Below are 24,559 nucleotides of genomic sequence, written 5' to 3'. Positions count from 1 at the left end.
CCTGATCCGCCAGGTTTCGAGCCGGCACTTCGATTACGGGGCTTCGACCACCGATTCACTCTCGTTACGCCCACTGGCCTTGCTAGCCGGACCCGAGCCGTCTGGCAGTACCGGCCCGTCCCGTCGTTGTCGGGACTGCTCCCACCCTCCCCGGCGTTCCCCGGACCGGGCTATCCCCAGCTTCAATCGGGCCGCTGCGACGACCCGACGGCAGTGGTCTTTCACCACTACTCGAAAACACCGCGCCTCGTGGCGCACGCCAGCACGAAATACACCACCACCCGTGCCGGAAGGGGCCGCTGACGCTGCTCAGTACGCCCGCACTGCGCCATCACCTCGTCCACCGGGTCAGGCGGAACGCGCGCGTCAACACTCCGAGAGCAATGCGATCCGAAAAACGCCCGCTCGCGACCGACTTCACCTGTCCGGGTCTTGGCACACCCAACACAACGAGCTGAATCCCTCATATTCACTGGTATTGGGCTTAGGTAACTGCTGTGCGTACCAGCTAGGTTGGTGATCAGATGCTGGTACCCGTGAGGGTTCGGACCTTTTCCGGGACGCTGTGCCGCGCACGGCTGACAACAGAAACTCTGTACATGACGGGGGAGCAGGCATGTGGGGGCGAGGGACGCTGATCGGCGGCCGTTATGTGCTGGTCGGACGGTTGGGCGGCGGTGCCATGGGCGAGGTCTGGCGTGCCGAGGACCAGGTCCTCGAACGCCAGGTCGCCGTCAAGATCCTGCACCCCTCGCGCCTTGACGACGACTCCTTCCTCCTGCGTTTCCGGAAAGAGGCCAAGATCCTCGCCTCCATCCACCATCCGGGTGTCGTCGGCGTCCACGACTACGGTGAGCAGGCGTTTCCCGAGAGGGGCGGTGCTGACGACGCGGTGACGCGTGCCGCGTACATCGTCATGGGACTCGTCGAGGGGAAGACGCTGGAAGAGGCGCGCAGAGAGAGCGGGCTCCTTCCGGCCGCCCGGGTGCTCGAACTCGTCGCCCAGGTGCTCGACGCGCTGCACGCCGTGCACCGGCTCGGCATCGTGCACCGCGACATCAAGCCGTCGAACCTGATGCTCCGTGGGGACGGGCGGGTCGCGGTGACCGATTTCGGCATCGCCCGCACCGAGGCCGGTACCAGGATGACCGACACGCACAGGGCCGTCGGCACCCCGCTCTACATGGCCCCCGAGCACGCGCGAGGGCTGCCCGTCGTCCCGGCGTCCGACCTCTACTCCACCGGTGTGGTCTGCTACGAACTGCTCACAGGTGTACCGCCGTTCACCGGCGGTTCGGCCGTCGAGGTCGCCCTCAAACACATCAGCGAACCGTTGCCGGACCTTCCCGACGACGTTCCGGAAGCGATCAGGGTCTTCGTCGCCAAGGCGCTCGCCAAGGACCCGGAGGACCGCTACGTCAACGCCGCCGTGATGGCGGCCGCGGCACGGCGGGCAGCCGCCGGCGGGTTCCCCGGCAGCAGCAGTGTGCCGGCTGGACCGTCCGGCGTCGGGGACGGGCCCGTACCGGACCTCACTCCCGGTCCGGACACCACCAAGGGGCCGAATCCGGTGCCCGGTCCCGAGCGAGGACCGGGCACCGGCACTGATCCGGTCGTGGCCGCCAATACCGAGAGCGAACCCGCCAAGAGGGGTGCACGCAGCAGACGCCGCCCCCCGTTGATCCTTCTGACTGCGGTCTTCGTCCCCGCGGCCACCGCCACGACCCTGTACGTCGCGCCACCGCTCTGGAGCTCCGACGACGACGGCAAATCCGTTACCACCCCGACGAGTTCGCCCCGGGGCACAGCCCCGGACAGCGAGGCTTCGGGCGACGCGCCCTCCGCGGCAGGTTCCGGCTCCGACGCACCGGCCGCGGACACCGGGGCGGGCAACGATGCCGGGGGCGGGAAGGCGAACAAGCTGGGCTCGGGCTGGGAGGACCGCGGCGTCATCCAGCCCAAGGAGTTCCCGCCCACGAACCACTTCTGGATGGTCGACATCGATAAGGACCACATGGCCGAATTCGTGACGGTCGACAAGGACCAACACTTCCAGTTCTTGTGGAACTACGGCCCCTCGGGTGCGGGCTGGAAGCCCTTCGCCCCGGGGAAGAACTCCTACAAACCCCCCGCCGGGGCGGTGGGCAACACTCTCCGCTTCGGCGACATCGACGGTGACGGCTTTCCCGACTGCATGATCGTCGACCTGACGGGCAGGTTGATCGTCCATACCTGGAAGAAGGAGAATCCGTCCGGCGCCCGCATGTGCATGAACACCTACACCGGTGTCTCCGACGTGTTCTCGGCAGGATCCACCGGCAACAGGCTGTCCATCGACACGGCCACCCGGATTCGGTTCGCGGACGTCACCGGAGGAGGACGTGACGACTACCTGCTGATCGAGCCGGACAGCAGGACGAAGGCCTGGTACAACAGGGACTTCCAGTCCAAGGACGGACGTGAGTACCTGGACTGGGCCGCACCCGACGAGATCAGTGGATCTGCGGCGGAGGCCAAGGAGATCCGGTACGCGGACATCAACGGGGACGGGCGTGCCGACCGGATCCTTGTCACCGCCAAGGGTGGTGCCCGGGCCTGGATCAACGAAGGCGCCAAGGGGGCGGGCGGGAAGTTCCGGGACATCGGAAGGATCGCGGGTGACGCCGACGTGCCGCAGAAGGACGTGCAGTTCGCCGACATCGACGGGGATGGCAAAGCCGATTTCCTTCGTATCGGATGGACCGGTGTGACCCACGCCTGGCTCAACAAGCTCAAGCCGGAGTACTTCGAAACCTTCCACCCCTGAGCTTGACTCCGTCGCAGAGAGGAGTTCGACGGAGAAGAGCTCCTTGCTGCGGTGCTGTGTGGGAGATGAGGATTTGGGCCTTCGAAGTCGCCCTGCGGGGAGGCTTCAAACCGCCTCATTCCGCGTTGAGGTCCCCCGCTGCGCGGTTGTGGCTGACTTGCTGGTCAGGGCGGGTTGACGTGGTTTCAGTGCACTCCGCCCGCCCCGATGTCGTGGCCGCCGCGCACTCCCATTCCCCGCACGGCAAGGCCTTCTCCAGCCTCGGCATCCGGCTCGACCCGATCGCCCAGGACGCCTGCCCGTTCTTCGAGGACCACGGCCTGTACAGCGACTACGAGGGCGTGGTCGACGAGGTCGAGGAGGGCAGGCGGATCGGTGAGGCCCTGGGCGGGAACAAGGCCGTCATCCTCCAGAACCACGGTCTGCTGACCGTCGGCCACTCGGTCGCCGAGGCCGTGTGGTGGTTCATCACCATGGAACGCTCCTGCCGGGCCCAGCTGTTGGCCATGGCTGCCGGCACGCCGAAACTCATCGACCGGGAGACGGCCCTGGTGACCCGTGGCCAGCTCGGCACCCACCTGGCGGGGTGGTTCCAGGCCCGCCCGCTGTGGGACCAGATCACGGCCTCCGGTCCGGACCTGTTTCGACTGACCGCGTGGAGCGGCGGCGGAGGAGGCAGTGGTGCGCGACACCGGCCGGGGAGCGCGTATCCATGGGTCCGGCAGCGGAGCAGCGGCGCTCCCTCGCGGGCCGACGGCAACGGCCGTCGGCCCGCGAGGCGGTCCGGCGCTCGACGTTCGACCGCGCGCTGCGGGAGCCTGGCACTACGCGCCCCGCCGCCCGTCGGTCAGCGCACGCCGTCGAAATCCTTGCCGACGGTCAGCGTCACCGTCCCCGGAGCGGCCGCCGGGTCCTGGGTCGCTCGCGCTCCTGGCAGCCGGGAGACCAGCGCCTTCGCCTGCCGGTCGAGCCCCTGCGGGAACGTGACCGATGTCTTTCCCGTGTCACTGGGGGCGTTGTCCGTGCCGACGACCGTGTATCCCGCCGTGCGCAGCGCCTCCGCGACCTTCGCGGCCTGCCCCGGCTTGCCCGTCCCGTTGAGTACGCTCACACGGATCGTGGCGGCGTAGACGGGGTTCTTGCTGCGGGCCTCCAGTGACTTCTTGTCAACTTCCTCGTCCGCGGCCAACGAAGCGAAGAGGTCCGCCGCCTGGGGGTACTGCCACACCACATTGGCCTTGTCGGTGGGCACGTCCGCCTCACGCCCGTAGTTCGGCACGGTCAGGAAGGCCAGCCGGTCGCTCGGGATCCCTTTGAGTTCGGAGGCGAGCCCCGTGAGGGAGTCGATCCCCGCCAGCTTCTTGTCCGTGGTCAGTGATTTGGTCGCCGAGTTGAGGAAGCCGTACAGGGCGGTCGGGCTGGTCAGTTTCTTCTGCGCCTTGTCGGCGAGGGCCTCCATGAACTCCTGCTGGCGGCCTATCCTGCCGATGTCGGAGCCGTCTCCCACGCTGTAGCGGGTCCTGACGTACCCGAGGGCCTTCTCGTCCCTGACGGTCTGACACCCCGCCTCCATGTCGAGATGGGCCTTCTTGTCGTGGATCGCCGTCTCGGGACAGACTTCTATGCCGTCCAGGGCATTCACCATGCCCTTGAAACCCTGGAAGTCGATCGACATGAAGTGATCGATGCGCAGGCCGGTGTTCTGCTCGACGGTTCGGATGGTGCAGGCCGCGGCCCCGGCGACCTCACCGCTCGTTCCGCCGATGGCGAAGGCCTCGTTGATCTTGAAGTGGTGCGGCGTGGACTTGGTGCCGTCACCCTTGTCGCAGGCCGGTATGCCGACCCATGAATCGCGCGGGAGGGATACGACGGTGGCCCACTTCCGGTTGGCTGCCATGTGCATCACCATCAGAGTGTCCGACTGCATCGTGGTCAGGCCTTTGCCGTATTTCCCGTTGTCGCCGTCGCGCGAGTCCGAGCCCACCACCAGGATGTTCTTGGAACCGGGACTCATATTGGCCGGCCGGTCGCCGCCGAGCCGGTCATCGATGTCGGCGGAGTGGATGTTCCCGTCGAGGCTCTGGTAGACCCAGGCGGCGGCGCCGCCGGCCGCCAGGAGCAGCACGGCCAGCGCGGCTCCGCCGCGGACGAACAGTTTGCCCCGTCTCGTGAGCTGCCCCCGTGGCTTCTTTCCGGCCCTGCGCCCCGCGCCGTTTCGCGGCTTCCTGCGTTCCTTGCTCACGCTGACCCTCCGCGCCCGGCCTCTCGGCCGCTCGCCCGCCCGCTCCTTCGTGCACCGCACCTTGCGGTGGACGAACCCTACATACTCGGAGCGAACAGCAGCTCGGCGATGCCGGTGTCCTGGTCGAGGGCGATGCGGTCGGACCGGACGCGCACCCCGGCTGATCGCGAGGAACTCCCGTTCGGCGAGCAGCTGTTCGCCACTGTCATCCTCGTCCATGACGTCGCCCCCGGCGCGCCGCGCGGCCCCCGGCGTGTCAGCGGGGCTCGGTTCCGTTCTCCGCCACCGGGCGGCCCGACGCGGCGTCGCCAGGGGCCGACCGGATGATCCTGGATGCCGTCCGCTCGGGGACATCGGGCTCGGGAGGCGCCTGAGCGGCAGAAGAGGCCGGCTGGGACTCACCCTCTTCCTTCATGGCCTTGGTCTCGCTCTTCAGGATGCGGAGCGACTTGCCCAGCGCCCGTGCGGTGTCGGGCAGCTTCTTCGATCCGAACAGCAGGACGATCACGAGCCCCAAGATCAGCAGATGCCAAGGCTCCAACGCGTTGCGGAACACTCCGCCCACCCGCCCTTCCTTCTCCTCGGCGGACCACGCCGTGCGCCGTCCACACAGAAACACTTGCTACATTGCGCAACTGTACAACCGTCATGGCGGGGGCGGTCCCGATCACCCCCTTCGCTCATGACCGGAACCGATGGGGTGAGCGAATGACAGGCAGCCGCCAGGTGTCCCGGCGCCGCGCACGTGCCGCGACCGGGCACAACCGACGGCGCAGGCGGAGCCGGGCCCGGACCGTCCTCACCCTCGGGGTTTCGCTGCTCGTCCTGCTCACGGCCGGAGCCGGCTGGCTCTACGCACGGCTCAACGGGAACATCAGCACGTTCAGCGCGGACGGAGTCTCCGACAACCGGCCGCCCGCCGCCACCAAAGGCTCGAACGTACTGGTGATCGGCTCGGACGGGAGGACCGGCGGCAACAGCGAACTGGGCGGCGGCGACAAGAACGACATCGGCCGCTCCGACACCGCGTTCCTGCTGCACACCTACGCCGATCAGAAGCACGCCATCGCCGTCTCTATCCCCCGCGACACCCTGGTCGACATCCCGCCCTGCAAACGGCCCGACGGCAGTTGGTCCGAGCCGCAGGCCAATGCCATGTTCAACGCGGCCTATTCGGTGGGCGAGACCGCCCAGGGCAACCCCGCCTGCACCCAGAACACCGTCGAAAAGCTGACCGGGCTGCGCGTCGACCACACCGTCGTCATCGACTTCAAGGGCTTCGCGGCGATGACCGAGGCCGTCGGCGGCGTCCAGGTCTGTCTGCCCCAGGACGTCTACCAAGGAGACCTCGACCCTCATCGCCCCACCCGCGGCAAGCGGATCTTCACCAAGGGCCCGCAGACCGTCTCCGGCCAACGCGCGCTCGACTACGTGCGCATCCGGCACGGCATCGGCGACGGCTCCGACATAGGCCGAATACAACGTCAACAGGCTTTTGTGGCCAGCCTGTTGAAGCAGGTGAAGAGCGACGGCCTCACACCCACCAGACTGCTGCCGCTCGCGGACGCGGCCACCAGGTCGATGACCGTCGATCCCGGACTCGGCACCGCCGGAAAACTGGTCTCCTTCGCCATGTCGATGAAGGACATCGACCTGCACAACACCAAGTTCGTGACCCTGCCCTGGAGATACCAGGGTGCGCGCGTGGCGATCGTCCATCCCGACGCCGACGCCCTGTGGGCGGCACTGCGGGCCGACCGCACCATCGACGGACAGGACGCCGGCGGGCACGGCACGGCGGCCCCCACCGCGGCCCCGTCGCCGAGCGCCGCCGGGCCGGTCTCCGGCGCCGGTGTCTCGGTGGCCGTGTACAACGGCACCACCGTCACCGGTCTTGCCGCCCGTGCCGCCCGGACGCTCGGCGAGCACGGCTTCACCGTCACCCGCACCGCGACGGCGCCGGCAACGGACCGGCCCCGGGCCTCGACCGTGATCGAGTACGGCCCCGGCCAGCAGGCCGGAGCCGAGAAGGCCGCCCGGCTCTTCCCCGGCGCGGAACTCAACGAGACGGCTACGAAGGGCATCGCGGTCGTCGTCGGCACGGTGTACGCGGCCGGACCGGAGACCACTGCCTCGCCCCCGCCCACCGTCCCCTCGCGGGTGGCCGAGGGCGCCCGCTCCGCCGACGACAACCCCTGCGCCAACCTCTCGTACGGATGACCTGAGTACGACCTGCACGGGACCGGCGGCGCCCCGGCACTGAACAGTCCCGGCGGCGCCCCGGCAGCGGGCGGAGTCAGGCATGGGCCGGCGCCCTGGATCCCGACACGGCCCGCTGGGCCTCGGCCGCCAGTGAGCGCCGGTCGCCGCCGGTCAGCGGGCGGTGCGTGGTGACCCGGGCCGACAGTTCCCCGGCGCCGACGACCCGGCGCAGGGACATGGCGAACCCCTCGTCACCGAGGAAGCCCGCGACCGTGCTGGGGACGCCGTGCTGGAAGTAGTCGATCGTCACCGGCCGGACCGGGGCACCCGCGTCGACGGCCGCCTGGAAGGTCGCGCGCCGGAACGTACCGCCGGGAACGGAACACCAGGTGGTCCCCTGCGGGAACACCATCACGGACTGCCCGGTGCGCAGCATCCGCGCCAGTTCGGCCACGGTGCCCGGCAGCTCGCGCAGGCCCTCCCGGTCGATGAAGCACGTACCGATGCGCCGGGCCAGCGTCCCTATGACGGGCCAGGTGCCGACCTCGCGCTTGGCCAGCAGGGTCACGGGCTCGACCGCGAGCAGGACGATCACGTCGAGCCAGGAGATGTGATTGGCCACGACCAGGGTCCCGGTCGGCCCGGGTACGGACAGCGGACGGCGGCCCCGCTCCGGATCCACGTCCCGCACGGGGGTCGGGTCCTGTTCCAGGTCCAGGTCCAGCTGTATCCCGAGGGCGGTGAGAACGGCGCGGGCCTCGGCGCGCAGGGTCCGGGGGCCGGCCAGCCGGTCTCCCGTCGCCGCGCTGTGGATGAGCGTACGGGCGACGGACACGTAGCGGCGGACCGTCTCGGGCAGCGGCACACCTGCTGCCGGACTCTTCGCACAGGCCGGTGTGCAGACCGGCTCCGCCGTCCAGGGGTTCACCGTGGACGGGGCGGAACACGGACGCCGGTGTCGGGCACGATGTTTTCCTTTCGTCGCCGATCGGAGTATGGACGCGCCGGGTGAATACCATGCGAATCGAGGTGAAAGACCGGCCCTCGGGCGACCGCCTGCGCCCGGGGCAGTCAGGCGTCAGCAACGAGGCCGGCTCGGGGGCAGCGCCGTGCCGGTGCCACTTGCCGGGCGGTGTGCGGACCGGTACGGAGGCCGGCACGGCCCATCGGCCTGCCGGGCAGCGGCCCCTCCGCCCAGCGGTTCGGGAGGCGGCTCAAGGGCTCGGCCATGGCCGGAATCCACACGGCACCGAGCCGGATGACGCCTGTCCGTATCGAGTCAAGGAACGACACGCCGCTTCCGGGGTGAATTGGACATCAGGGGGTCACCCCAACAGGCGAACGGCCGATCAATGCACTCGCTCACAACAACATTGATGACCCGTCAGGAGCCACTCGAATGGCATGCGAGTGAGGGCCGCTCCGACGGATGTCACGGCATCAGCTGATCGATATGCCCCGAAATGACAGCTGTCGGGACCCTACGTACGTTCAATCACGGGTCTGCTGCTCAGCCGACCCCTCTGAGACAGGAGAAGCGACATGACCAAACGTTCCACCATCCTCACAGCCGCCGTCGCGGCCGTCGCGGCCCTGACCGCCACCGGCAGCACCCTCACCTCGGCCTCCACCACCGAACCGCCCCAGGCCGCCCCGGTCGTCCAGAAGGCCGCTGCCGCCCCCGCGCCCGCACCCGCACCCGCACCCGCTGCGGTCCCCCAGGACAAGGGCGACGCCGGGAGGGGGGACGAAGGCCGGGGCAACGGCGAAGGCCAGGGCAGGGACGAGGGCAGAGGCGGCGAGGGGAGAGGCGGCGACGAAGGCAGGGGCAACGAGGGCCGGGGCGACGACCGGGGCGACGACCAGGGTCGCGGTGGCGACGAAGACCGGGGCGGCGACGAGGGCCGAGGCGACCGGGACCGGGGCTACGGAGGCCGCGGTCACGACGTAGGCAGGATCCACTTCAACGACCGCACGTACCCCGCCATCCCCAGTGGCTGCGTCACCGTGGCCAGCGGCCTCGGCTCCACCAGCTTCAACATCTTCAACGACAGCCGCCGGACCGTCGAGGTCTTCAGCGGAGCCACCTGTGACAACGGCGCCCCCATCGCCACCGTCGGCCCCCGCGGCGCCACGCAGGGCGTGTTCCCGCACCGCGTCGAAGGAGGCGTGTTCGTCACCGACGGAGTGGGGGGCAGCTTCCGGGTGATCGAGAACGACTTCTACGACGAGTGGTGACCGGGTCGCCCGCGCGACGCGGCGTGGTACCCCGGCTCGCCGGAATCGGGCCGGGGTACCCGCCCGCACCACTCTGCCCCTGCCATCCCCGCCTCCCAGCCCAGCGTTCCAGGACCCCTACATTTCCCCAGGTCAGAGCGGGTGGAACCATTCCAGCGTCCCGGATCGAGTGCGCCGACTTGATCAACGTCGCAGCCATCCCGCACAGTTCAGGACGTCGCCCGGCAACAACGCCGGACGAACGAGGAACACCGCACCCAGGGGGACCCATGAAGCGCACGCATCTCACGAAGACCCTTCTCGCCGGCATCACGCTCGTCTCCGCACTCGCCCTCACCGCCTGCAACGGGGACGACGTCGCGGACGGGGCGTCAAGTGCCGCGCCGAGCACATCCGCCGGCCAGGGCGGCAACGGCAACGGTGCCACCGGCGGCGACAGCGGCAAGGGCTCCGGCAACGGCTCCGGAAACAGCACCGGCAGCACAGGCACCGACGGCAGCGGCGGCACCGGAGGCGGCAGCAGCGCCAAGACGCCCATCTGCACGACCTCCGAACTCCGCGTCACCGCCGAAGACAACAGCGCGGGCTCGACCAGCAAGGACACCGGTGTCGTCACGGTCCAGCTCTTCCACAAGGGCGACCGGGCCTGCCGCGTGAGCGGCTTCCCCGGCGTCGACCTGGAGACCAGTGCCGGAACCATGTCGGTTCCGCGCAACCACGAGAAGGCGTACCCGGCCACCCTCAAGCCCGGGGATTCCGCCGCCTTCAACATTCAGTTCCCGGTCAACAACTCGGGCGGCTCCGGCGTACGGCCCACCCAGATCGTCGTCACTCCCCCGAACGACACGCATCAGGCGACCGCGGAGTGGCCCGCGGGCTCGCTCCCCGTCACCGACGGTTCCGACAACGGCCCCAAGCTGGAAGTCGGCCCCGTCGGCAAGGTCGGCTGACATCCGCGGAGCCTGCCCGGCCGGACCAGTGCGGTGCGCAGGGACGTCCGTGGATGGGCCTATCTTGGCGCGTATGCAGTTCTACACAATCGGCCAGGCCGCCCGGCTCCTCGGCGTGAGCCCCGACACCGCGCGGCGCTGGGCCGACGCCGGCCGGGTGGCCACCCATCGGGACGAGAGCGGGCGGCGGCTCATCGAGGGGAAGGATCTTGCCGACTTCTCCGTGGAACTGGCGAAGGCCGGTGGCGGTGAGGGGGAATCCTCGTACACCTCGGTCCGCAATGCCTTCCCCGGGATCGTCACCGCGGTGAAGCTCGGTGATGTCGCCGCCCAGGTGGAGATCCAGGCCGGCCCGCACCGGCTGGTGTCGCTGCTGACGCGTGAAGCCGTGGAGGAACTGGGGCTGGAGGTCGGCATGGAGGCCACCGCCCGGGTGAAGTCGACGAATGTGCACATCGACCGCGTCTGACCGGGGAACGCGGGATTCCGGCCGCGGACCGGCGGCCTCCCCGGGGGCCGGCCGCCGGCCGAGTACCCGTGCGACCCGGTTCTCGTCCGCGTACCGCCAGAACGCCCGCCGGTCCCGCCCTGCCGATCGGGCCGCCCTTCGCCGTTGCCGTACGGGTACGGCCCGGTGCCGTCACGCCCACGAGGTGTAGCCACCGTCCACGCGAATCGCGTTGATGCCGCTGACGTGCCGGGCCCCGCAGCGGTCCTGGGGCAGGACGAGCTGGGCGCCTGCGCGGTCGAGGAACGTGCCGTCGACCGTGGCGGCGAGCAGTACGGGCGCGCGGCCGAAGTCGGGGTCGATCTCCGCCCAGGACAGCAGGGCGTGGTGGCCGTCCGCGCCGGACACCGCGATCAGGAAGCGCAGGCGGTCCTTACGGCGTGCGGGGTCGAAGGCAGGTCCTGCCGCCGACAGGACGTCGTGCAGGAGCGGTCCGGTGAAGCGGTGGTGCTGGATGCCGCTGGTGGCGCACTCGAAGCCGACCTCGACCTCGCGCTGCGGCCAGGCGAGCAGATCGGGCACCGTCAGGCGGGCCGGGCGGGCCAGATCGCCGGTGAGGGCGAGTTCCGCCACCGTGTCCGCCACTGCGGGGGACTGACTCACGGACTACCACCTCCCTGATGTCCGTACCCGGACACCCGCCCCGTACAAACGCACATGCAATCCCGACAGATCATTGATCCGGCTCATGCAAAGCCACAGAAGACTTTCTCCTTGCATCTGCGGCAGTATGATCGGCGCATGCGTACCTACCGGATCGGGGACGCGGCCGCCTTGCCCGGCGTCGGTTCCGACACCGTGAGGCGTCTGGTCGACGGCGGGAAACGGGTGGAGACGACGGTTGGCCGTGAGCCGGCTGAGGAACCGGGCCCGGAGCCCGGTGTCCCGGCGATCGCCGTGATCAAGTCGACCGATGTGGTCGCCGACAGACCGTAGATGTGTCCGTCAGGACCAGAGGGAGTGGACCCGTGATGACCCGTACCGCGCGCCGGACCCGCCGGACCCTGCAGGTGGCCGGTGCAGGCACCGCCGCGCTGCTGGCACTGAGCGCCTGTTCTTCCTCCGGCCCGGACTCCCCCGCGAAGTCCGACGGCTCGTCGTCCTCGTCGCCGAAGCTCTCCGGCACGGTGACCGTCTTCGCCGCCGCCTCCCTCAAGGAGAGCTTCACGACCCTGGGCAAGGAGTTCGAGAAGCAACACCCGGGTACGAAGGTGACCTTCAGCTTCGGCGGCAGCGACGCTCTCGCCGCGAGCATCACCGGCGGTGCGCCGGCCGACGTGTTCGCCGCGGCCAGCCCCAAGACGATGAAGATCGTCACCGACGCGGGCGACATCTCCGGCACGCCGGCCACCTTCGTACGCAACCAGTTGGAGATCGCCACCCTGCCGGGCAACCCCGACAAGATCTCCTCCCTCAAGGACCTCACCGAGCCGGGTCTGAAGGTCGTGCTCTGCGACAAGCAGGTGCCGTGCGGCTCCGCCGCCCAGAAGGCCCTCGACGCCAGCAGTCTCCAGCTCACCCCGGTGTCGTACGAGCAGGACGTCAAGAGCGCCCTGACCAAGGTCGAGTTGAAGGAGGCCGACGCGGCGGTCGTGTACCAGACCGATGTGAAGGCGGCCGGTGACAGGGTGGAGGGCGTGCAGTTCCCCGAGTCGGCCGACGCCGTCAACGACTACCCGATCGCTCTGCTCAAGGACGCCCCCAACGCCGCGGCCTCCAAGGCATTCATCGCGCTGGTGCAGTCTGCCGAGGGCCAGAAGGTCCTGACCGGGGCCGGGTTCCTGAAGCCGTGACCTCGACCGCCAAGTCCGACGCCGCGACCGGCACCCGCCGGGGCGGTCCGTGGCGTCGGCGTGCCCGGGCGGGTGGCGTCCGCGGCGTACCGCTTCCTTTGCTGGTGCCCGCGCTGCTCGGCGTGGCATTCCTGGTCGTGCCGCTGGTCGCGCTGCTCGTACGGGCCCCGTGGCGCAGCATGCCCGAGCAGCTGACCAGCACCGAGGTGTGGCAGGCGCTCCAGCTGTCCCTGGTCTGCGCCACGGCGGCGACCGCGGTGAGTCTGGTCGTCGGGGTGCCGCTGGCCTGGCTGCTGGCCCGGGTCGAGTTCCCCGGCCGCGGCCTCGTCCGCGCTCTCGTCACGCTCCCACTCGTCCTGCCGCCGGTCGTGGGCGGCGTGGCGCTGCTGACGGCGCTCGGCCGCAACGGCATCGTCGGGACGTGGCTGGACTCGTGGTTCGGCATCACCTTGCCGTTCACCACGGCGGGGGTCGTGGTCGCCGAGGCGTTCGTGGCGATGCCGTTCCTCGTCATCAGCGTCGAAGGCACCCTGCGGGCCGCCGACCCGCGCTACGAGGAGGCGGCGACCACCCTGGGCGCCTCCCGCTTCACCGCTTTCCGCCGGGTCACGCTCCCGCTGATCGCGCCGGGCATCGCGGCCGGCGCGGTCCTGGCGTGGGCCCGCGCGCTCGGCGAGTTCGGTGCGACCATCACCTTCGCCGGCAACTTCCCCGGCCGCACCCAGACGATGCCCCTTGCCGTCTACCTCGCCCTGCAGAGCGATCCGGAGGCGGCGATCGCCCTCAGCCTGGTGCTGCTGGCCGTGTCCATCGCGGTGCTGGCCGGGCTGCGCGACCGTTGGATGACCGCCCGATGACCGAGACCCATGACGTCCGCGGCGACGCCGCCCACGGGCTCGACGCCCGCCTCGTGGTGGACCGCGGCGTATTCCGCCTCGACGTGGCGCTGACCGCCGCACCCGGCGAGGTGGTCGCCCTGCTCGGCCCGAACGGCGCGGGCAAGACCACGGCCCTGCGCGCGCTCGCCGGCCTGACCCCGCTCACCGGCGGTCACCTGCGGCTGGACGGCGCGACGCTGGAGCGTACGCCACCGGAGTCCCGTCCGGTCGGCGTCGTCTTCCAGGACTATCTGCTCTTCCCCCACCTGACCGCCCTGGACAACGTGGCGTTCGGGCCGCGCTGCCAGGGGGCGACCAAGGCGGAGGCGCGTGCACAGGCCGCCATGTGGCTCGACCGCCTGGGTCTCGCGGATCACACCGGCGCCAAGCCCCGTCGGCTCTCCGGCGGCCAGGCGCAGCGCGTCGCCCTCGCCCGCGCCCTCGCCACCCGCCCACGCCTGCTCCTTCTCGACGAGCCCCTGGCCGCCCTCGACGCCCGCACCCGCCTGGAGGTCCGCACCCAACTCCGGCGCCACCTGGCCGAGTTCGAAGCAGTCGCCGTACTCGTCACGCACGATCCGCTCGACGCCATGGTCCTCGCCGACCGCCTGGTCCTTGTGGAGCACGGCGAAGTCGTCCAGGAGGGCAGCCCGTCCGACATCGCCCGTCACCCCCGTACGGACTACATCGCGCAGCTCGTCGGCCTCAACCTCTACCGGGGCCGCGCCGAGGGCCACACGGTCCGCCTCGACGCCGGCCCCGCCGTCACCACCACGGAGGTCCTGTCCGGACCGGCCTTCGTGGCGTTCCCCCCGAGCGCCGTCACTCTCCACCGGAGCCGGCCCGCCGGCTCCAGCGCCCGCAACCTCTGGCGCTGCGAGGTCGTCGGCCTGGAGTCGCACGGCGACCAGATCCGCGCCGCCCTCACCGGCGACCTCCCCCTCGCCGCCGACCTCACCACGGTCGCCGCCGCCGAACTCGACCTGCACCCGGGCGCGGAGGTCTGGGCGACGGTGAAGGCGGCACAGACCCACGCCTACCCCGTCTGAGAACGCACCGGGACCGGCGGGCGTCCACGGCCTGCGGGGCATCACCCACTTCATCCCTCACAGATGCGAGGGGTCCGCCGCCGATGCCCGCCGACGGGCGTCAGCGGGCGTCGGCGGCGCTCCCGGGTTCCTCCCGGGACCAGCGGCGGCCTTCGGCAGGAGGAGCCGCCCTCGGCTCCGGCCGGAGTCAGGCGGATTCGCGGACGATCAGTTTCGGGCGGGCGGCATCGGCCAGGTCCGACCCGCGGACGGAGACGTTCCGCCAGGCCGCCCAGGAGGCCGACGCCTACCGGGCCGTACTCCGCGGCGAACTCGGTCCGGAGCGCTCGGCACTTCGGGATGCGCCGCGACGGGCCGACTCCTCCAGGTCCGAGAGCAGATCTTCGAGCACCGCCTCCTCTTCGACACGAACCCCGTGCTCGGTGAGGGCAATGGTCAAGGCCGGATCCCACGGAGTCGCGGCGGGCGCGCCGGCCAACTGCTGCGGCTCCGTCGCCCTGGATACGGCCGCCCGGTAGTCGGCCGCTCCATATCTCCAAGGCCGCCACGGGGCACCGCGCCCCAGCGCCGTGGCGATGCGCACCCCACCCCAGTCGAAGTCACCGTGGTAGAGAAGTTCGGCTCCCTGCGCGGACAGGCCGCGCAGCAGAGTGAGCGCAGCCGCCGAGGGCTGTCCCTGGAGACACACCATGGGCGGGCACGCCGGGCCGAAGGTGTCGGCAGCGGCGGACAGGACGGCAGGGTTCTCACACACGTGCACGGCTCCTGTTCCTGGGAGGACGTTACTCGGAGCGTGGCGGGTGAGCGAACGCAGCGTCAGGACGGAGGGCTCCCCCGCGTCGGCCATCCAGTCGAGGGCGGGTGTACCCCGCAGGTTGAGGGTCAGGACGGTTGATGACACATCGTCCTTGAGCAGTCCGGCCGAAGCCCAGGCTTCCCGTCGCCACTCGGCACCGGAGCCGTCGGGAAAACCCATGAGGGTCCGGAGCCCTGACAGGACGAGAGCGGCGAGCGGAGTTCCCTCGTCCAGGGCATGGGCGCCGGAGAGATGGCGTGCCGCGAACGTCGCACGTGACATCGGGGGAACCGCGGGCAGCATCCGCAGCGCCCGTACAGCAGCGCCCACCAGAGGGCCGGCGGCTTCCGGCGTGCGCGCGAGCCGCCGTACGAGACCGTCCCTGCGGATCCGTTCCACCCAGTCGGCCAGCCCGGAATCCAGGGCGCCGAGCGGCGCGTACGCCTCTTCCCAGGCCCGTTCCTCCCGGTCGCGCATCTCCGCGTGCACGGCGACGGGTCCGGTCAGGGCCACCACCGCGGCCCCCAGGCCGTCGGGACCGGCACCGGAGCGGCGCAGAATCGCGTCCACCGCGTCGAGGCGTACCGTCAGGGAGCGGCCCGCGCTCGGTGCGCGTCCCAGAAGGCGCTCGGCGGCTTCGCGTTGGAGTTCGTCGGGGTGCGCCAGGGTGACCGCGCCGGTGAGGGGCCGGCCGCCGGCCATCCGCCGGCGGACGCGGTCCAGAAGCCAGGCGAGGCCGGGGTCTCCGAGCAGTCGTCCGAGGCGTTCGGCGTCGACCTGGCCGGTCCGTCCTTCGCTCTGCGGTGTCCCGGGCTGCTCCGCCGCCACGACGTCCGCCGGTTCCTCCCGCTGCCCCGGTGCCCGAGGTTCGGACGCCGGTTCCTCCCGCTGCCCGGATGCCCGAGGTTCGGACGCCCGTATCGCGGCGGCCGGCCGAGCGGGAGGGTTCACGTCCACGGGGACTCCTGTTCTCCGATGCCCTCCGCACCAGCGGTCCACGCCGTCCCGGGGACCGGTCCCGCCGCGTCCTGGCCCTTCCGTTCGCGGCCGTCGGGCTGGAGGGGAACCGCCGTCGCACGCGGAGTGGCGCCCGGCTCGGTGCCGCGCCGTCGGTCGCTGCCGTCCCATTCCCAGCGGGTCACCAGGACGGCGGCGATGTCGTCGACGCGGGAGAGCTGTGCGATGGCGATGCCGGGCACTTGCGGGTAGCAGGCCCATTCCCGTTCGCTGGTCATGACGACGTCGAGGTCGAAGGCACGCAGCAGGCCGAGACACTTGGCGCGGGAGTCGTCGTCGACTCCGGCGAACGCCTCGTCCAGGGTGACCAGCCGGGGGGCGTGCGCGCCGCCCGCGCTCGCGTAGTGGGAGGACGCGGCGGCGAAGAGGGGCACGGACGCCGCCAGGACGCGTTCGCCGCCGGAGGCGGGACCGGTGGCGGGCACCCACTTGCCGTGCTGGTGCCGTTCGACGCCGAACTCGTGCCACATCCGGTAATCGAGGGCGGCGGTGAGGTCCTCCTGCCAACTGCCCGTGCTGTCATCGGCCTGGCGGCGAGCGATCTGCTCCTGGAGAAACACGCCGACCGCCGCCCTGTCCTGCGGCGACCACGCGTCGGCCGACTGGCGCAGCCGTTCCCGGGCCTGGGCCAGCCCTTGCGGGGCCCGGCGGGAGGCCCGCCACACCAGGCGCAGCTTCATTCCGGTCGAGGTGGGCCGCTCCTCCAGTTCCTGGTTCATGGCGCGCACCTGGCGTTCGGCGGCTCCGATCAGTTCCTGGAGTGTTCCGGCGACCTCGGTGATCAGATGGGTCTCCAGGATCTCGCGTTCGTGCGCCGACAGGATGCGGGTCAGTTCGGCGACCTCGGTGGCCAGGGCTTCGGCGAGTTCGGGCACGGCGCGTTGCCGGCCCTGGTAGACGATCTCGACCCGCATGCCGTCCTCGCCCGGACGGGCCGTGGCGGTGTGACCGTGCCGGGAGAGCGCGTCCTGCAGCCTGCCGAACTCCTCGCTCAGTAGCTTCTGAACGCGTTCCCAGGCCGCGTCCGAATCGTCGGTGGACGAGAGCCGGGACTCGATGGCACGGGCAAGGCTCACGGCGGGGGTGGCCGCCCACGTCCCACCGTCGTCGTCCGGTACGACGATGTCGGGGAGGGCGACGGCGAGCAGCCCGGTCGAGACGAACCGCTGGAGCGCCGCGACGGCGCGCTCTCGCGCGGCCGTGGCGTCCGTGACGTCCTCGTTGAGCCGCTCGATGCGCCCCTCGGCATGGCCGGCCCGCCGGTCTGCGTCGCGCAGGGCCGCCTGTGCCCGCTGCTGCTCACTTTCGCAGACGCGGACCGCGGCCGCGGTCTCCTCCAGCCGACGCTGGAGTTCGGCGACGGCCGCTCCGACGGTGGAGCGGAGCGTCCGCAGGTGTTCGTCCGCCGAGGCGGCGAGACGGGCCGCTTCCATGGCGCGCTCCGCGAGTTCGGAGACGAGGAGTTCGGCCCGGTCGGTCTCGGCCTGGTCCCCGGTGACCGCGAGCTCGGCGTCCACGCGCTCGCGCAGGGCCGGCCACAGCGCCGCGAGGTGGGCGGTGTGATCGGCGAGCGCCTGGCGCACGGAGGCCAGCCCCTCCCGGTCGGTGGGGAGGTTCATGGCGGCCGCCGTCTCGCTGAGTTCGGTCGCCTTGCGGTCGGCCTCGTCGGCCGCCCTGTGCAGTTCGGCGGCCCGCTCCCGCTGCCGGGCACGGGCCCGCTGGATCGCGTCGGCCGCGGCGGTGACCCGTGCGTGCGCGTGGCGCAGGTCGTCGTCGCCGGGTACGGCCGCGAGTTCGGCGTCGAGCACCTCACGGCGCCCTGCCACCGTGCGCTGTGTCTCGGCCAGCTGCTCGCTCTCCGCTTCCAACGCCTCCCGCTCGACGTGCAGTTCGCCGATCCGGGTGCGGCGTGCCTGTTCCCGCGCTCCTTCCCCTACGTACTGGGCGCTGTCCTTGGCCCAGCTCCCGGTCAACGCGCCGACGCGGAAGCGCCCGTCCGTGGCGACCCAGGTGTGGTTGCCGCCCGCCTCCCGGATGTCCTGCGCCGGCCCGTCGCCGTCCGCCGCCGGCCCGTCGCCGTCCGCCGTCGGCCCGTCACCGTTCTTCCCGGCCAGCCCGATCGAGGCCAGCAGGCGCCGGACCGTCTGTTCTCCCACGGCGGCGGCCCCCACGTCGGCGTGGTTGACCGCCGGACACAGCACGCGGTCGAGACCGCCTCCGCCGGGCAGGTCCAAGGGGTCGAGGAGCACGTCGTGCCCGTCCACCGCCACCGCGGAACCGTCCGGTCGTACCCAGGCGTCGAGGAGCCCCGACGCCTCCAGCGCGGCCTCCAGCCCCGCGCGTTCGGTCTCGGTGACGTGCGGGCGGAAGTCGACGAGCCGCCACAGCGGGGCTCCGATGCCTCGTACCCGGACATCGGGAGTGCGGGTGTACGGAGCCGACGGGCCTGGCTGCCCGCCCGTTTCGAGCGCGGTCAGTTCCTGTGCCACCAGTCGCTGCCGTTCCGTCGCCGCCGCCTCGCGATGGGCCAGGGCGGCGGCCTGGTCGGCCAGGTGGGAGGCTAGGGCACGGTGGGTTCCGGCCGCGGCGGCACGTGCCGGGTGAGGCCCGTCCAGGTTGCTCACCCACCCCTGCACCGCGTCGAGGACCCCCGGCAGCCCAGCCACCCGCAACTCCACACACCCGGACAGGTGTTCCCGCACGGCCGCGAGGAGCACGCGCCCGGCTTCCGCGACGCCTTCCTCGGCCTCGGCCAGCAGTTCCCCGCTGTGCACGGCCTCCTCGTCGGCCTCGTCGGCCCGCAGCCGGGCGGCCCTGCGTGTCTCCTCGGCCCGCTCGGCCCGCTCGGCGAGGTCCTCCAGATGCCCGACGGCACGCCGTCTGCTCGCCGTCGCCTCGTCCGCCGCGCGGCGCAGGGCCGTGGCAGGGGCTCCCTCGGTCCGCGGGACGTCGAGCCGGGCCGCCGCGGCACTCCCGGCCACCCGGCCCAGGACGTCGTCCAGTGTCTCCTGTGCGGTGGTCAGCCGGTTCGTCGAGGTGGCGAGCCTGCCGAGGGCCCGGGTGTGTGCCTGGGACGCCGTCTGCCGGTCCGTCTCGGACCGCGTCAGGTCCGCCGCCGTACGGGAGGCGTCGGACGCCGCCTGGTCGAGTGCGCGGGCGTCGCGCATCCCGGGCCCGGTCCGCAGGGCCGCGTCCTGCGCGCTCAATCGCGCCGCGCGCTCGTCGAGCGACGCCGCCCGCTCCTGGGACTCCGCCCGGTCCGTCACGGCCTGTTCGCGGTCGCCCTGTGCCTTGAGAAGCTCCCGCTGAATGTGCTCGTAGCGGGCGTGTTCGGTGCGGGGCAGACGGGCCCGGCGCCGGGAGGCGATGCGGGCGTAGCGCCGGTAGTGGTCGAGGAACCCCGACGAGGCCCCTTCGGCCTCGCGCGCCGCCCGCAGTTCCTCCTTCTCCTCGTCCAGCGACCGGAAGGCCTCCGCCGCGTCGGCGACGACCGCCTGGTCCATCGGCGGCAGCGCCTCCGTCAGCGCCCGGGACAGCGCGGCTTCGTTGGGGCGCTTGGACAACTGGGGCTGACGCAGCTGGATGAGGAGGTCGACGAGCGCGCCGTAGCGCTGCTCCCCGAGCCCGAAGAGAGCCTCGTCGACCGCTCGGCGATACGTCTTCGCGGTGTCGTACACCATGCCGTGGCCACCGACGGCCTCCGCGAGCCGGTCCCGGGACAGGGCCGTGCCGGTCGCGTCGAGCAGATGGAGTCCGGCGCCGATCCGCTGGTCGGTCACCGCGAACCAGTGGCGGGCGATGCCGCGTCCGGCGACGGCCTTCAGCCCGCAGAGCAGCGTACGGAAATGGGGCTCGCCCGTGGTCTCGTCGAGCCGTCCGAACTCGATCCAGGTGTAACCGAGCCGTTCCGGATGCGGGTGCTCACCGCCGAGCAGCAGGTTCCACTCCATCCGCTTGCCGGGGTCGCCGTCGGGCTCGACCCGGCGGGCGGAGAGGTCCCCGTCCAGCAGGAACGGCAGGGTGAGGGCGAGCACCTTGGACTTGCCGGTGCCGTTGTTGCCGCGCAGCAGCAGCCGGCCGTCGCGGAACCAGAACTCCTCGACGTCGTAGTGGAACAGGTCGACGAGCCCGATGCGCAGGGGCCGCCACCGGCCGGGGGCGGGGCTGGGGAGAGCGGGGGTCGGGAGCCCGGTCAAGGCGCGGTTCACCTTTCGTCCTTCATGGTCGTCTCCGGTGACGTGGGAGGGTGCCGACGGGCCGGCGGCGGCCCCGGTTCTCTGACGACGGCCTCGCCGACCGCGTACCGCGCGAGGGCCGGCCTCGGCACGACACCCCGTTCGGTGCGCTCGGCGAGCCCCAGCGCCTCCAGCTTCGCCAGGGCCTGCTCCACGAGTACGGGCTCGGTGCCCGGCTCTCTGGCCGTCTTGGCCCAGAAGTTGCCGTGCTCCACGGCGAGTTCACGCACCCGCAGTGCCAGCTCCGCCGGTGTGACGGGCCGGCCGGCCCCCGCCAGGTGCTGGGCGAGCAGCAGGGTGACGTGCCCGTGCGTGCCCTGCTCGGGCATGCGTACGTCCGTGAGATCGTCCAGAGGATCGACCATGGCGATGCCTTCGGCGCGCACCTCGGGCACCAGCCCGGTCAGCTCGCCGATCCGCGCGGTGATGAAGCCTCGCTGCCGGGTGAGGTAAGCCAGTTCGTCGTCCGTGAGGTCGTCGTAGTAGAGCACCGGGTCGTCGAGGAGGCGGCGGGTCAGCTTCCAGCGGATCGCGCGGAACCTCAACTCGTCGCTGTCGAGGGCGGTCTGCGCCGTCATCTCCACCAGCCGCTCCTCGAAGTCCTCGGCTTCGACGAGGGAGGGGCCGCGCAGGGACGCGGGCATCCCCGCCAGTACCCGCCGCCGTACGTCGTACAGCACATCCCCGGATCCGCTGACGTATGCCTCCTCTTCGCCTGCCACTCTCCGCAGCACCCCCACCCGCAACAGCAGTCGCACGACGGCCGCGAGGTCGAGGCGCTCGTCGCGCCGTTCCAGGGTGAACGTGATCCCGGCGGCGACGAGTTCGGGATCGGCGGCGGCCAGCACGACCTGTTCGGCGAGCCGGCCGAGCGCCACCTGGGCCTCCCCCCGCTCCAGCGCGGCCAGCGTCAGGCAGAGCAGGACATAACGGCGCCGGGTGAAGGGCAGCGCGGCCCGGGCGGCCTCGCGGGCGGGATGCGTGGCGTCGGTGAGGGTGCCCGGCGTCTTGCGCAGCCGCGCGGCGTCGGCGTCCGTGCGCAGCGTCCAGCCGACATTGCGCTCGAACCACTCGCGCAGTTCGGCGGTGTGCCGTCGCACCAGCCTGAACTCGTCGGCGTACGGCCCGTCGGCGGTGAGCAGCGGTTCCTTCAGCAAAGCGCGCGCGGCGCGCTGGAGATCAGCCTCGCGCTGGCCGTCGAGGATCTCCGCGAGTGGACCGGTCACAGCCCCTCCTTCAAACCGCTGACCGGCCCGGACTCCACCGGGGCGGGCCCGGGAGCGACAACGGGCGGACCGGACCGGGCCTGAGCCGCGAGGTCGATGATGTCGATCAAATGGTCGGGCCCGCTGAACACCCCGTCGGGTGTGCGCACTTCGGCCGTCGAACCGTCGTCGAGCGCGGTCAGCCGGATCTCCATGGAGCCGTCCCCGCTGGTGGCCGCGGTGGTCGTCGTCTCCGGCCGCCAGGTGGCGAGGGCGTCGCCGAGCAGGCGCAGGAACAGCTGGAAGGCGAGCGGGTCGAGCTCTCCCAGCCGGGACAGCCGCACCGGCCCGCCCGTCGCGAGCTGCTCCCGGGCCTCCTTGACCTCCCCCGCCTGCCGCGCTGCGATCTCGGCGAGCCTGCGCTTCGCCTCCCCCCGGTCGGCCACCCGGCGCGGTTTGCCGCGCCGTTCATAGCTGCCGGTACGGCGCAGCTGAGGGCTGATCCGCAGGGGGCGCGACTCGGCCCACGGCGTCGCGGCCGGCTCGGGCGCGGCCGTCCGCTCGGCGAGGGTGTCGCCGTCGACGGTGAGATGCCGCGACGGATACAGCCCGAACGCCACACGCCACAGCCGGTGCCGCGCCGCGTCGTCCGGCGCCTGGGCGAACCACCGCGCCAGCGTGCGGAAGTCGGCCGAACGGTCGGAACGACCGGCCCGCCGCTCGTTCAGCTGCCGTACGACGGCCAGGAGCTGCGGAATCGACCCGAGCGCGCGCCCCCGCAGCAGCCGGGCCTGCGACTCCCGCCCCTCCCCCGACACGAACCACTGCGCGAGCCCCGACCACCGGCCCGTCCACCGCTCGTACGCGACCGCCTCCGCGTGCTCGGCGTCCTCGGGAGCGGCGTCGGCAGCTTCCCGGGCGGCGGCAAGCCGCAGCAGCGGCCCCACCCGTCCCTGGTCCTCCAACTCCCCGATCAGCAGCGCGATCCGCCCACCCAGGGTGATCAGGTCCTGGATGAACCGCTCCAGATACTGGATCAGCCGGTCCTTGTACGCGAGGAACGCCTCGACCTCGACATCGTGCAGATCGATGGTGCGCTGGAGCGACCCCATGAAGGCACGGGCGTTGTCAGCGAGGTCGGTGAAGCGCGCGGTCAGCACGGACAGGGCTACGTGAGCCTTCGCCGGATCCGGCTCGTCCTGCGCCGCGATCACCAGCAACGCCCGCAACTGCGTGACGATGTCGTACAGCGCGACCGCCTGAAGCTCCCCGCGCCGCCCCAGCACCTCGTCGTACGTCCCCAGCGCCGCCTCGGTCGCCTCACCGGCCCGCGTGAGCTGGTAGATGAACCGCCTGCGGTAGAAGTCCTCGACCGCCGTCACCCGCGCGTGGTCCGGATCGGCCCGCAGATTCCCCCAGGCGACGAGGCTGTCCAGCGCCTTCACCACCGCCTCGGCATCGGCGGGCCGGCTCCCCGCGTCCAGGGCGGCGTGCACCTCCTCGGGCCGCAGGTGCACGGCGAACCGCTCCTTGGCGACGAGGAAGGTGCGCATCACCTGGCGGTAGAGGTGAGCGTTGGGGACGGTGAGGTGGGCGAAGGGGGTGTAGTCGGCGGGGGGCGTGGCGGCGGGCTCGGACGGCTGAGAGGGCTGGACGGGGTGGGAGGTCTGGAATGTCATCGTCGGTCCATTGTTCCCGACCCGCGCCCCCACCTGGACGTGATGTCCGAATTTCAGCGCCCGGACTGGTCAGCACGATCACATGGGAAGCATGAGCGCACACTCGGCCCACACCGTCGTGCCGGGGCCGTTGGACCGGAGGGGGCATTCCCGGCAGGCGGCAAGCCCTGCGGTGAGAAGGAGTCCCCGGCCACCGGAGTCCGATCCATCCGGGCAGCGGAGTGCGTCCGGCCGGGGCGGCACCGGTTCGGCACGGGCGTCGGTGACCCCACGCTCATGGACCCCATGAGCCGTGAGTCACTTGCGCGGCGTCCGCCCTCAGCCGGCCTTCGGGTCGCCGTCGGGGAGGTCGGCAGCGCCCTCGCAGCGTTCCACGTCGCGGGCGACCACGCGGGCGACGTCGGCCGCCAGCGCGGAGAGCTCCGCCATCATGGCTCTGTCCTCGGTCTCGGGGACACCTCCGATGCCAACCGAGACACTCAGGAGATCCGTACGCCCCTTCGCGTACGGACAGTCGACGAACAGCGCAGCGCTGTAGCGATTGATGTACCCTCCGGCCGGGCCGAGCGAGATCGGGGTGTTGCCGGGCTTCGACGCATTTCGCTGCACCCATTCTCGGTTGTACTTGGGGTCCTGGAGCCTGCTGTACCTGACCCCGAGAGTTCTCCCTCCGCCGGACAGATCGCACATCCCCAGCCCCTTCGACACATCAGGCATGAAGTTGACAGCGCGCTTCTCCTCGAAGGTCTCACCCTTTTCAGGCAGTAGGGCCTTCACGTGGGTGCTGGGCACCGCTTCCGCGCATACGCGGTCGGGTACGGAGAGGGCCGGCTTCTGGTCCGGCAGGAAGAGGGCGATGCCCACTCCAGCAACCACGACAGCGCCCAGAGCGGCGAACACGATCTTCCTCCGCTTATTACCGCCCGACGGCATTGCCGTCGCATCGTTCCGCACGATCCTC

19 protein-coding genes and 2 pseudogenes are annotated in these 24,559 nt (G+C 71.3%); 10 read left to right on the top strand and 11 right to left on the bottom strand.

Features of this window, described 5'->3' with window-relative positions; translation table 11 throughout:
- Positions 1-257: 257 nt before the first annotated feature.
- Positions 258-448: pseudogene (locus ACF08M_RS20640) on the bottom strand (transposase domain-containing protein); the annotation flags it as partial.
- A gap of 168 nt (positions 449-616) precedes the next feature.
- Here ACF08M_RS20640 and ACF08M_RS20635 point away from each other — a divergent pair.
- Positions 617-2,806 carry a protein kinase gene (locus ACF08M_RS20635; RefSeq protein ID WP_392186697.1) on the top strand — a complete coding sequence of 730 codons (2,190 nt, stop codon included), beginning with the start codon at positions 617-619 and terminating at the stop codon, positions 2,804-2,806.
- 188 nt (positions 2,807-2,994) lie between these two features.
- A pseudogene (locus ACF08M_RS20630) lies at positions 2,995-3,450 on the top strand (class II aldolase/adducin family protein); the annotation flags it as partial.
- Between the two features lie 203 nt (positions 3,451-3,653).
- Here the strand turns inward: ACF08M_RS20630 and ACF08M_RS20625 are convergent.
- From ACF08M_RS20625 to tatA, 3 genes are all read right to left on the bottom strand, one after another.
- Positions 3,654-4,961: an LCP family protein gene (locus ACF08M_RS20625; protein WP_392186705.1), complete on the bottom strand. Its 1,308-nt coding sequence runs from the start codon at positions 4,959-4,961 to the stop codon at positions 3,654-3,656.
- 164 nt (positions 4,962-5,125) lie between these two features.
- Entirely contained in the window at positions 5,126-5,257 is a 132-nt protein-coding gene (locus tag ACF08M_RS20620; RefSeq protein ID WP_392186696.1) for a hypothetical protein, read from the bottom strand.
- A gap of 47 nt (positions 5,258-5,304) precedes the next feature.
- Positions 5,305-5,604 (bottom strand): Sec-independent protein translocase subunit TatA, encoded by a 300-nt coding sequence (gene tatA / locus ACF08M_RS20615; RefSeq protein ID WP_392186704.1) that lies wholly within the window; start codon positions 5,602-5,604, stop codon positions 5,305-5,307.
- A 152-nt stretch (positions 5,605-5,756) separates the two neighbouring features.
- On the opposite strand from tatA, the gene ACF08M_RS20610 reads away from it, so the two are divergent.
- Positions 5,757-7,268, top strand: coding sequence for an LCP family protein (locus ACF08M_RS20610; RefSeq protein WP_392186695.1), 1,512 nt, complete (start codon positions 5,757-5,759; stop codon positions 7,266-7,268).
- Positions 7,269-7,344: 76 nt separating this feature from the next.
- On the opposite strand, the gene ACF08M_RS20605 is transcribed toward ACF08M_RS20610, so the two are convergent.
- Positions 7,345-8,115 carry a lysophospholipid acyltransferase family protein gene (locus ACF08M_RS20605; RefSeq protein WP_392186694.1) on the bottom strand — a complete coding sequence of 257 codons (771 nt, stop codon included), beginning with the start codon at positions 8,113-8,115 and terminating at the stop codon, positions 7,345-7,347.
- A 677-nt stretch (positions 8,116-8,792) separates the two neighbouring features.
- Between ACF08M_RS20605 and ACF08M_RS20600 the strand changes: the two genes are divergently transcribed.
- The 3 genes from ACF08M_RS20600 (at position 8,793) to ACF08M_RS20590 (ending at position 10,907) form a co-directional block, all read left to right on the top strand.
- Positions 8,793-9,488, top strand: coding sequence for a hypothetical protein (locus tag ACF08M_RS20600; protein ID WP_392186693.1), 696 nt, complete (start codon positions 8,793-8,795; stop codon positions 9,486-9,488).
- 269 nt (positions 9,489-9,757) lie between these two features.
- A complete protein-coding gene (locus tag ACF08M_RS20595; RefSeq protein WP_392186692.1) occupies positions 9,758-10,438 on the top strand; it encodes a DUF4232 domain-containing protein in 681 nt (226 codons plus the stop codon).
- 73 nt (positions 10,439-10,511) lie between these two features.
- The gene (locus ACF08M_RS20590) at positions 10,512-10,907 is read left to right on the top strand and encodes a molybdopterin-binding protein (protein ID WP_392186691.1); all 396 of its coding nucleotides are present in this window, start codon (positions 10,512-10,514) and stop codon (positions 10,905-10,907) included.
- Between the two features lie 171 nt (positions 10,908-11,078).
- Here ACF08M_RS20590 and ACF08M_RS20585 read toward each other — a convergent pair whose 3' ends face one another.
- Positions 11,079-11,549 (bottom strand): molybdopterin-dependent oxidoreductase, encoded by a 471-nt coding sequence (locus ACF08M_RS20585; protein WP_392186690.1) that lies wholly within the window; start codon positions 11,547-11,549, stop codon positions 11,079-11,081.
- 138 nt (positions 11,550-11,687) lie between these two features.
- On the opposite strand from ACF08M_RS20585, the gene ACF08M_RS20580 reads away from it, so the two are divergent.
- From ACF08M_RS20580 to ACF08M_RS20565, 4 genes are read left to right on the top strand one after another with little or no spacing between them, the layout of a single operon-like run.
- Positions 11,688-11,882: a hypothetical protein gene (locus ACF08M_RS20580; protein ID WP_392186689.1), complete on the top strand. Its 195-nt coding sequence runs from the start codon at positions 11,688-11,690 to the stop codon at positions 11,880-11,882.
- A 35-nt stretch (positions 11,883-11,917) separates the two neighbouring features.
- Positions 11,918-12,739 (top strand): molybdate ABC transporter substrate-binding protein, encoded by an 822-nt coding sequence (gene modA / locus ACF08M_RS20575; protein WP_392186688.1) that lies wholly within the window; start codon positions 11,918-11,920, stop codon positions 12,737-12,739.
- On the top strand, positions 12,736-13,596 hold the full coding sequence (modB, locus tag ACF08M_RS20570; protein ID WP_392186687.1) for a molybdate ABC transporter permease subunit: 861 nt from the start codon (positions 12,736-12,738) through the stop codon (positions 13,594-13,596). The genes modA and modB overlap by 4 nt, the downstream gene beginning before the upstream one ends.
- Positions 13,593-14,666 carry an ABC transporter ATP-binding protein gene (locus ACF08M_RS20565; RefSeq protein WP_392186686.1) on the top strand — a complete coding sequence of 358 codons (1,074 nt, stop codon included), beginning with the start codon at positions 13,593-13,595 and terminating at the stop codon, positions 14,664-14,666. Before modB ends, ACF08M_RS20565 begins: the two co-directional genes overlap by 4 nt.
- Positions 14,667-14,952: 286 nt before the next feature.
- Here the strand turns inward: ACF08M_RS20565 and ACF08M_RS20560 are convergent, their stop codons facing one another.
- The 5 genes from ACF08M_RS20560 to ACF08M_RS20540 all read right to left on the bottom strand — a co-directional run bounded on the left by ACF08M_RS20560 (position 14,953) and on the right by ACF08M_RS20540 (position 24,552).
- Positions 14,953-16,290, bottom strand: coding sequence for a TIGR02679 family protein (locus tag ACF08M_RS20560; protein WP_392186685.1), 1,338 nt, complete (start codon positions 16,288-16,290; stop codon positions 14,953-14,955).
- Between the two features lie 119 nt (positions 16,291-16,409).
- The gene (locus ACF08M_RS20555) at positions 16,410-20,687 is read right to left on the bottom strand and encodes a TIGR02680 family protein (protein ID WP_392186684.1); all 4,278 of its coding nucleotides are present in this window, start codon (positions 20,685-20,687) and stop codon (positions 16,410-16,412) included.
- Positions 20,684-21,940: a TIGR02678 family protein gene (locus ACF08M_RS20550; RefSeq protein WP_392186683.1), complete on the bottom strand. Its 1,257-nt coding sequence runs from the start codon at positions 21,938-21,940 to the stop codon at positions 20,684-20,686. Before ACF08M_RS20550 ends, ACF08M_RS20555 begins: the two co-directional genes overlap by 4 nt.
- The gene (locus ACF08M_RS20545; protein WP_392186682.1) at positions 21,937-23,598 is read right to left on the bottom strand and encodes a TIGR02677 family protein; all 1,662 of its coding nucleotides are present in this window, start codon (positions 23,596-23,598) and stop codon (positions 21,937-21,939) included. Before ACF08M_RS20545 ends, ACF08M_RS20550 begins: the two co-directional genes overlap by 4 nt.
- A 318-nt stretch (positions 23,599-23,916) precedes the next feature.
- Positions 23,917-24,552, bottom strand: a complete 636-nt coding sequence (locus tag ACF08M_RS20540; protein ID WP_392186681.1) for a hypothetical protein — start codon at positions 24,550-24,552, stop codon at positions 23,917-23,919.
- Between the last annotated feature and the right edge of the window lie 7 nt (positions 24,553-24,559).

Source organism: Streptomyces sp. NPDC015032, assembly GCF_043080425.1.
GTDB lineage: Bacteria > Actinomycetota > Actinomycetes > Streptomycetales > Streptomycetaceae > Streptomyces.
Note: the sequence above shows the minus strand (reverse complement) of the source record. Positions and strands in the feature narration are given on the sequence as shown.

Coding starts and splice junctions, on each gene's coding strand:
- ACF08M_RS20610 (WP_392186695.1), top strand. CDS start 5,757: ATGACAGGCAGCCGCCAGGTGTCCCGGCGCCGCGCACGTGCCGCGACC.
- ACF08M_RS20620 (WP_392186696.1), bottom strand. CDS start 5,257: ATGACAGTGGCGAACAGCTGCTCGCCGAACGGGAGTTCCTCGCGATCA.
- ACF08M_RS20545 (WP_392186682.1), bottom strand. CDS start 23,598: ATGACATTCCAGACCTCCCACCCCGTCCAGCCCTCTCAGCCGTCCGAG.
- ACF08M_RS20595 (WP_392186692.1), top strand. CDS start 9,758: ATGAAGCGCACGCATCTCACGAAGACCCTTCTCGCCGGCATCACGCTC.
- ACF08M_RS20600 (WP_392186693.1), top strand. CDS start 8,793: ATGACCAAACGTTCCACCATCCTCACAGCCGCCGTCGCGGCCGTCGCG.
- modA (WP_392186688.1), top strand. CDS start 11,918: ATGACCCGTACCGCGCGCCGGACCCGCCGGACCCTGCAGGTGGCCGGT.
- ACF08M_RS20580 (WP_392186689.1), top strand. CDS start 11,688: ATGCGTACCTACCGGATCGGGGACGCGGCCGCCTTGCCCGGCGTCGGT.
- ACF08M_RS20635 (WP_392186697.1), top strand. CDS start 617: ATGTGGGGGCGAGGGACGCTGATCGGCGGCCGTTATGTGCTGGTCGGA.
- ACF08M_RS20590 (WP_392186691.1), top strand. CDS start 10,512: ATGCAGTTCTACACAATCGGCCAGGCCGCCCGGCTCCTCGGCGTGAGC.
- ACF08M_RS20565 (WP_392186686.1), top strand. CDS start 13,593: ATGACCGAGACCCATGACGTCCGCGGCGACGCCGCCCACGGGCTCGAC.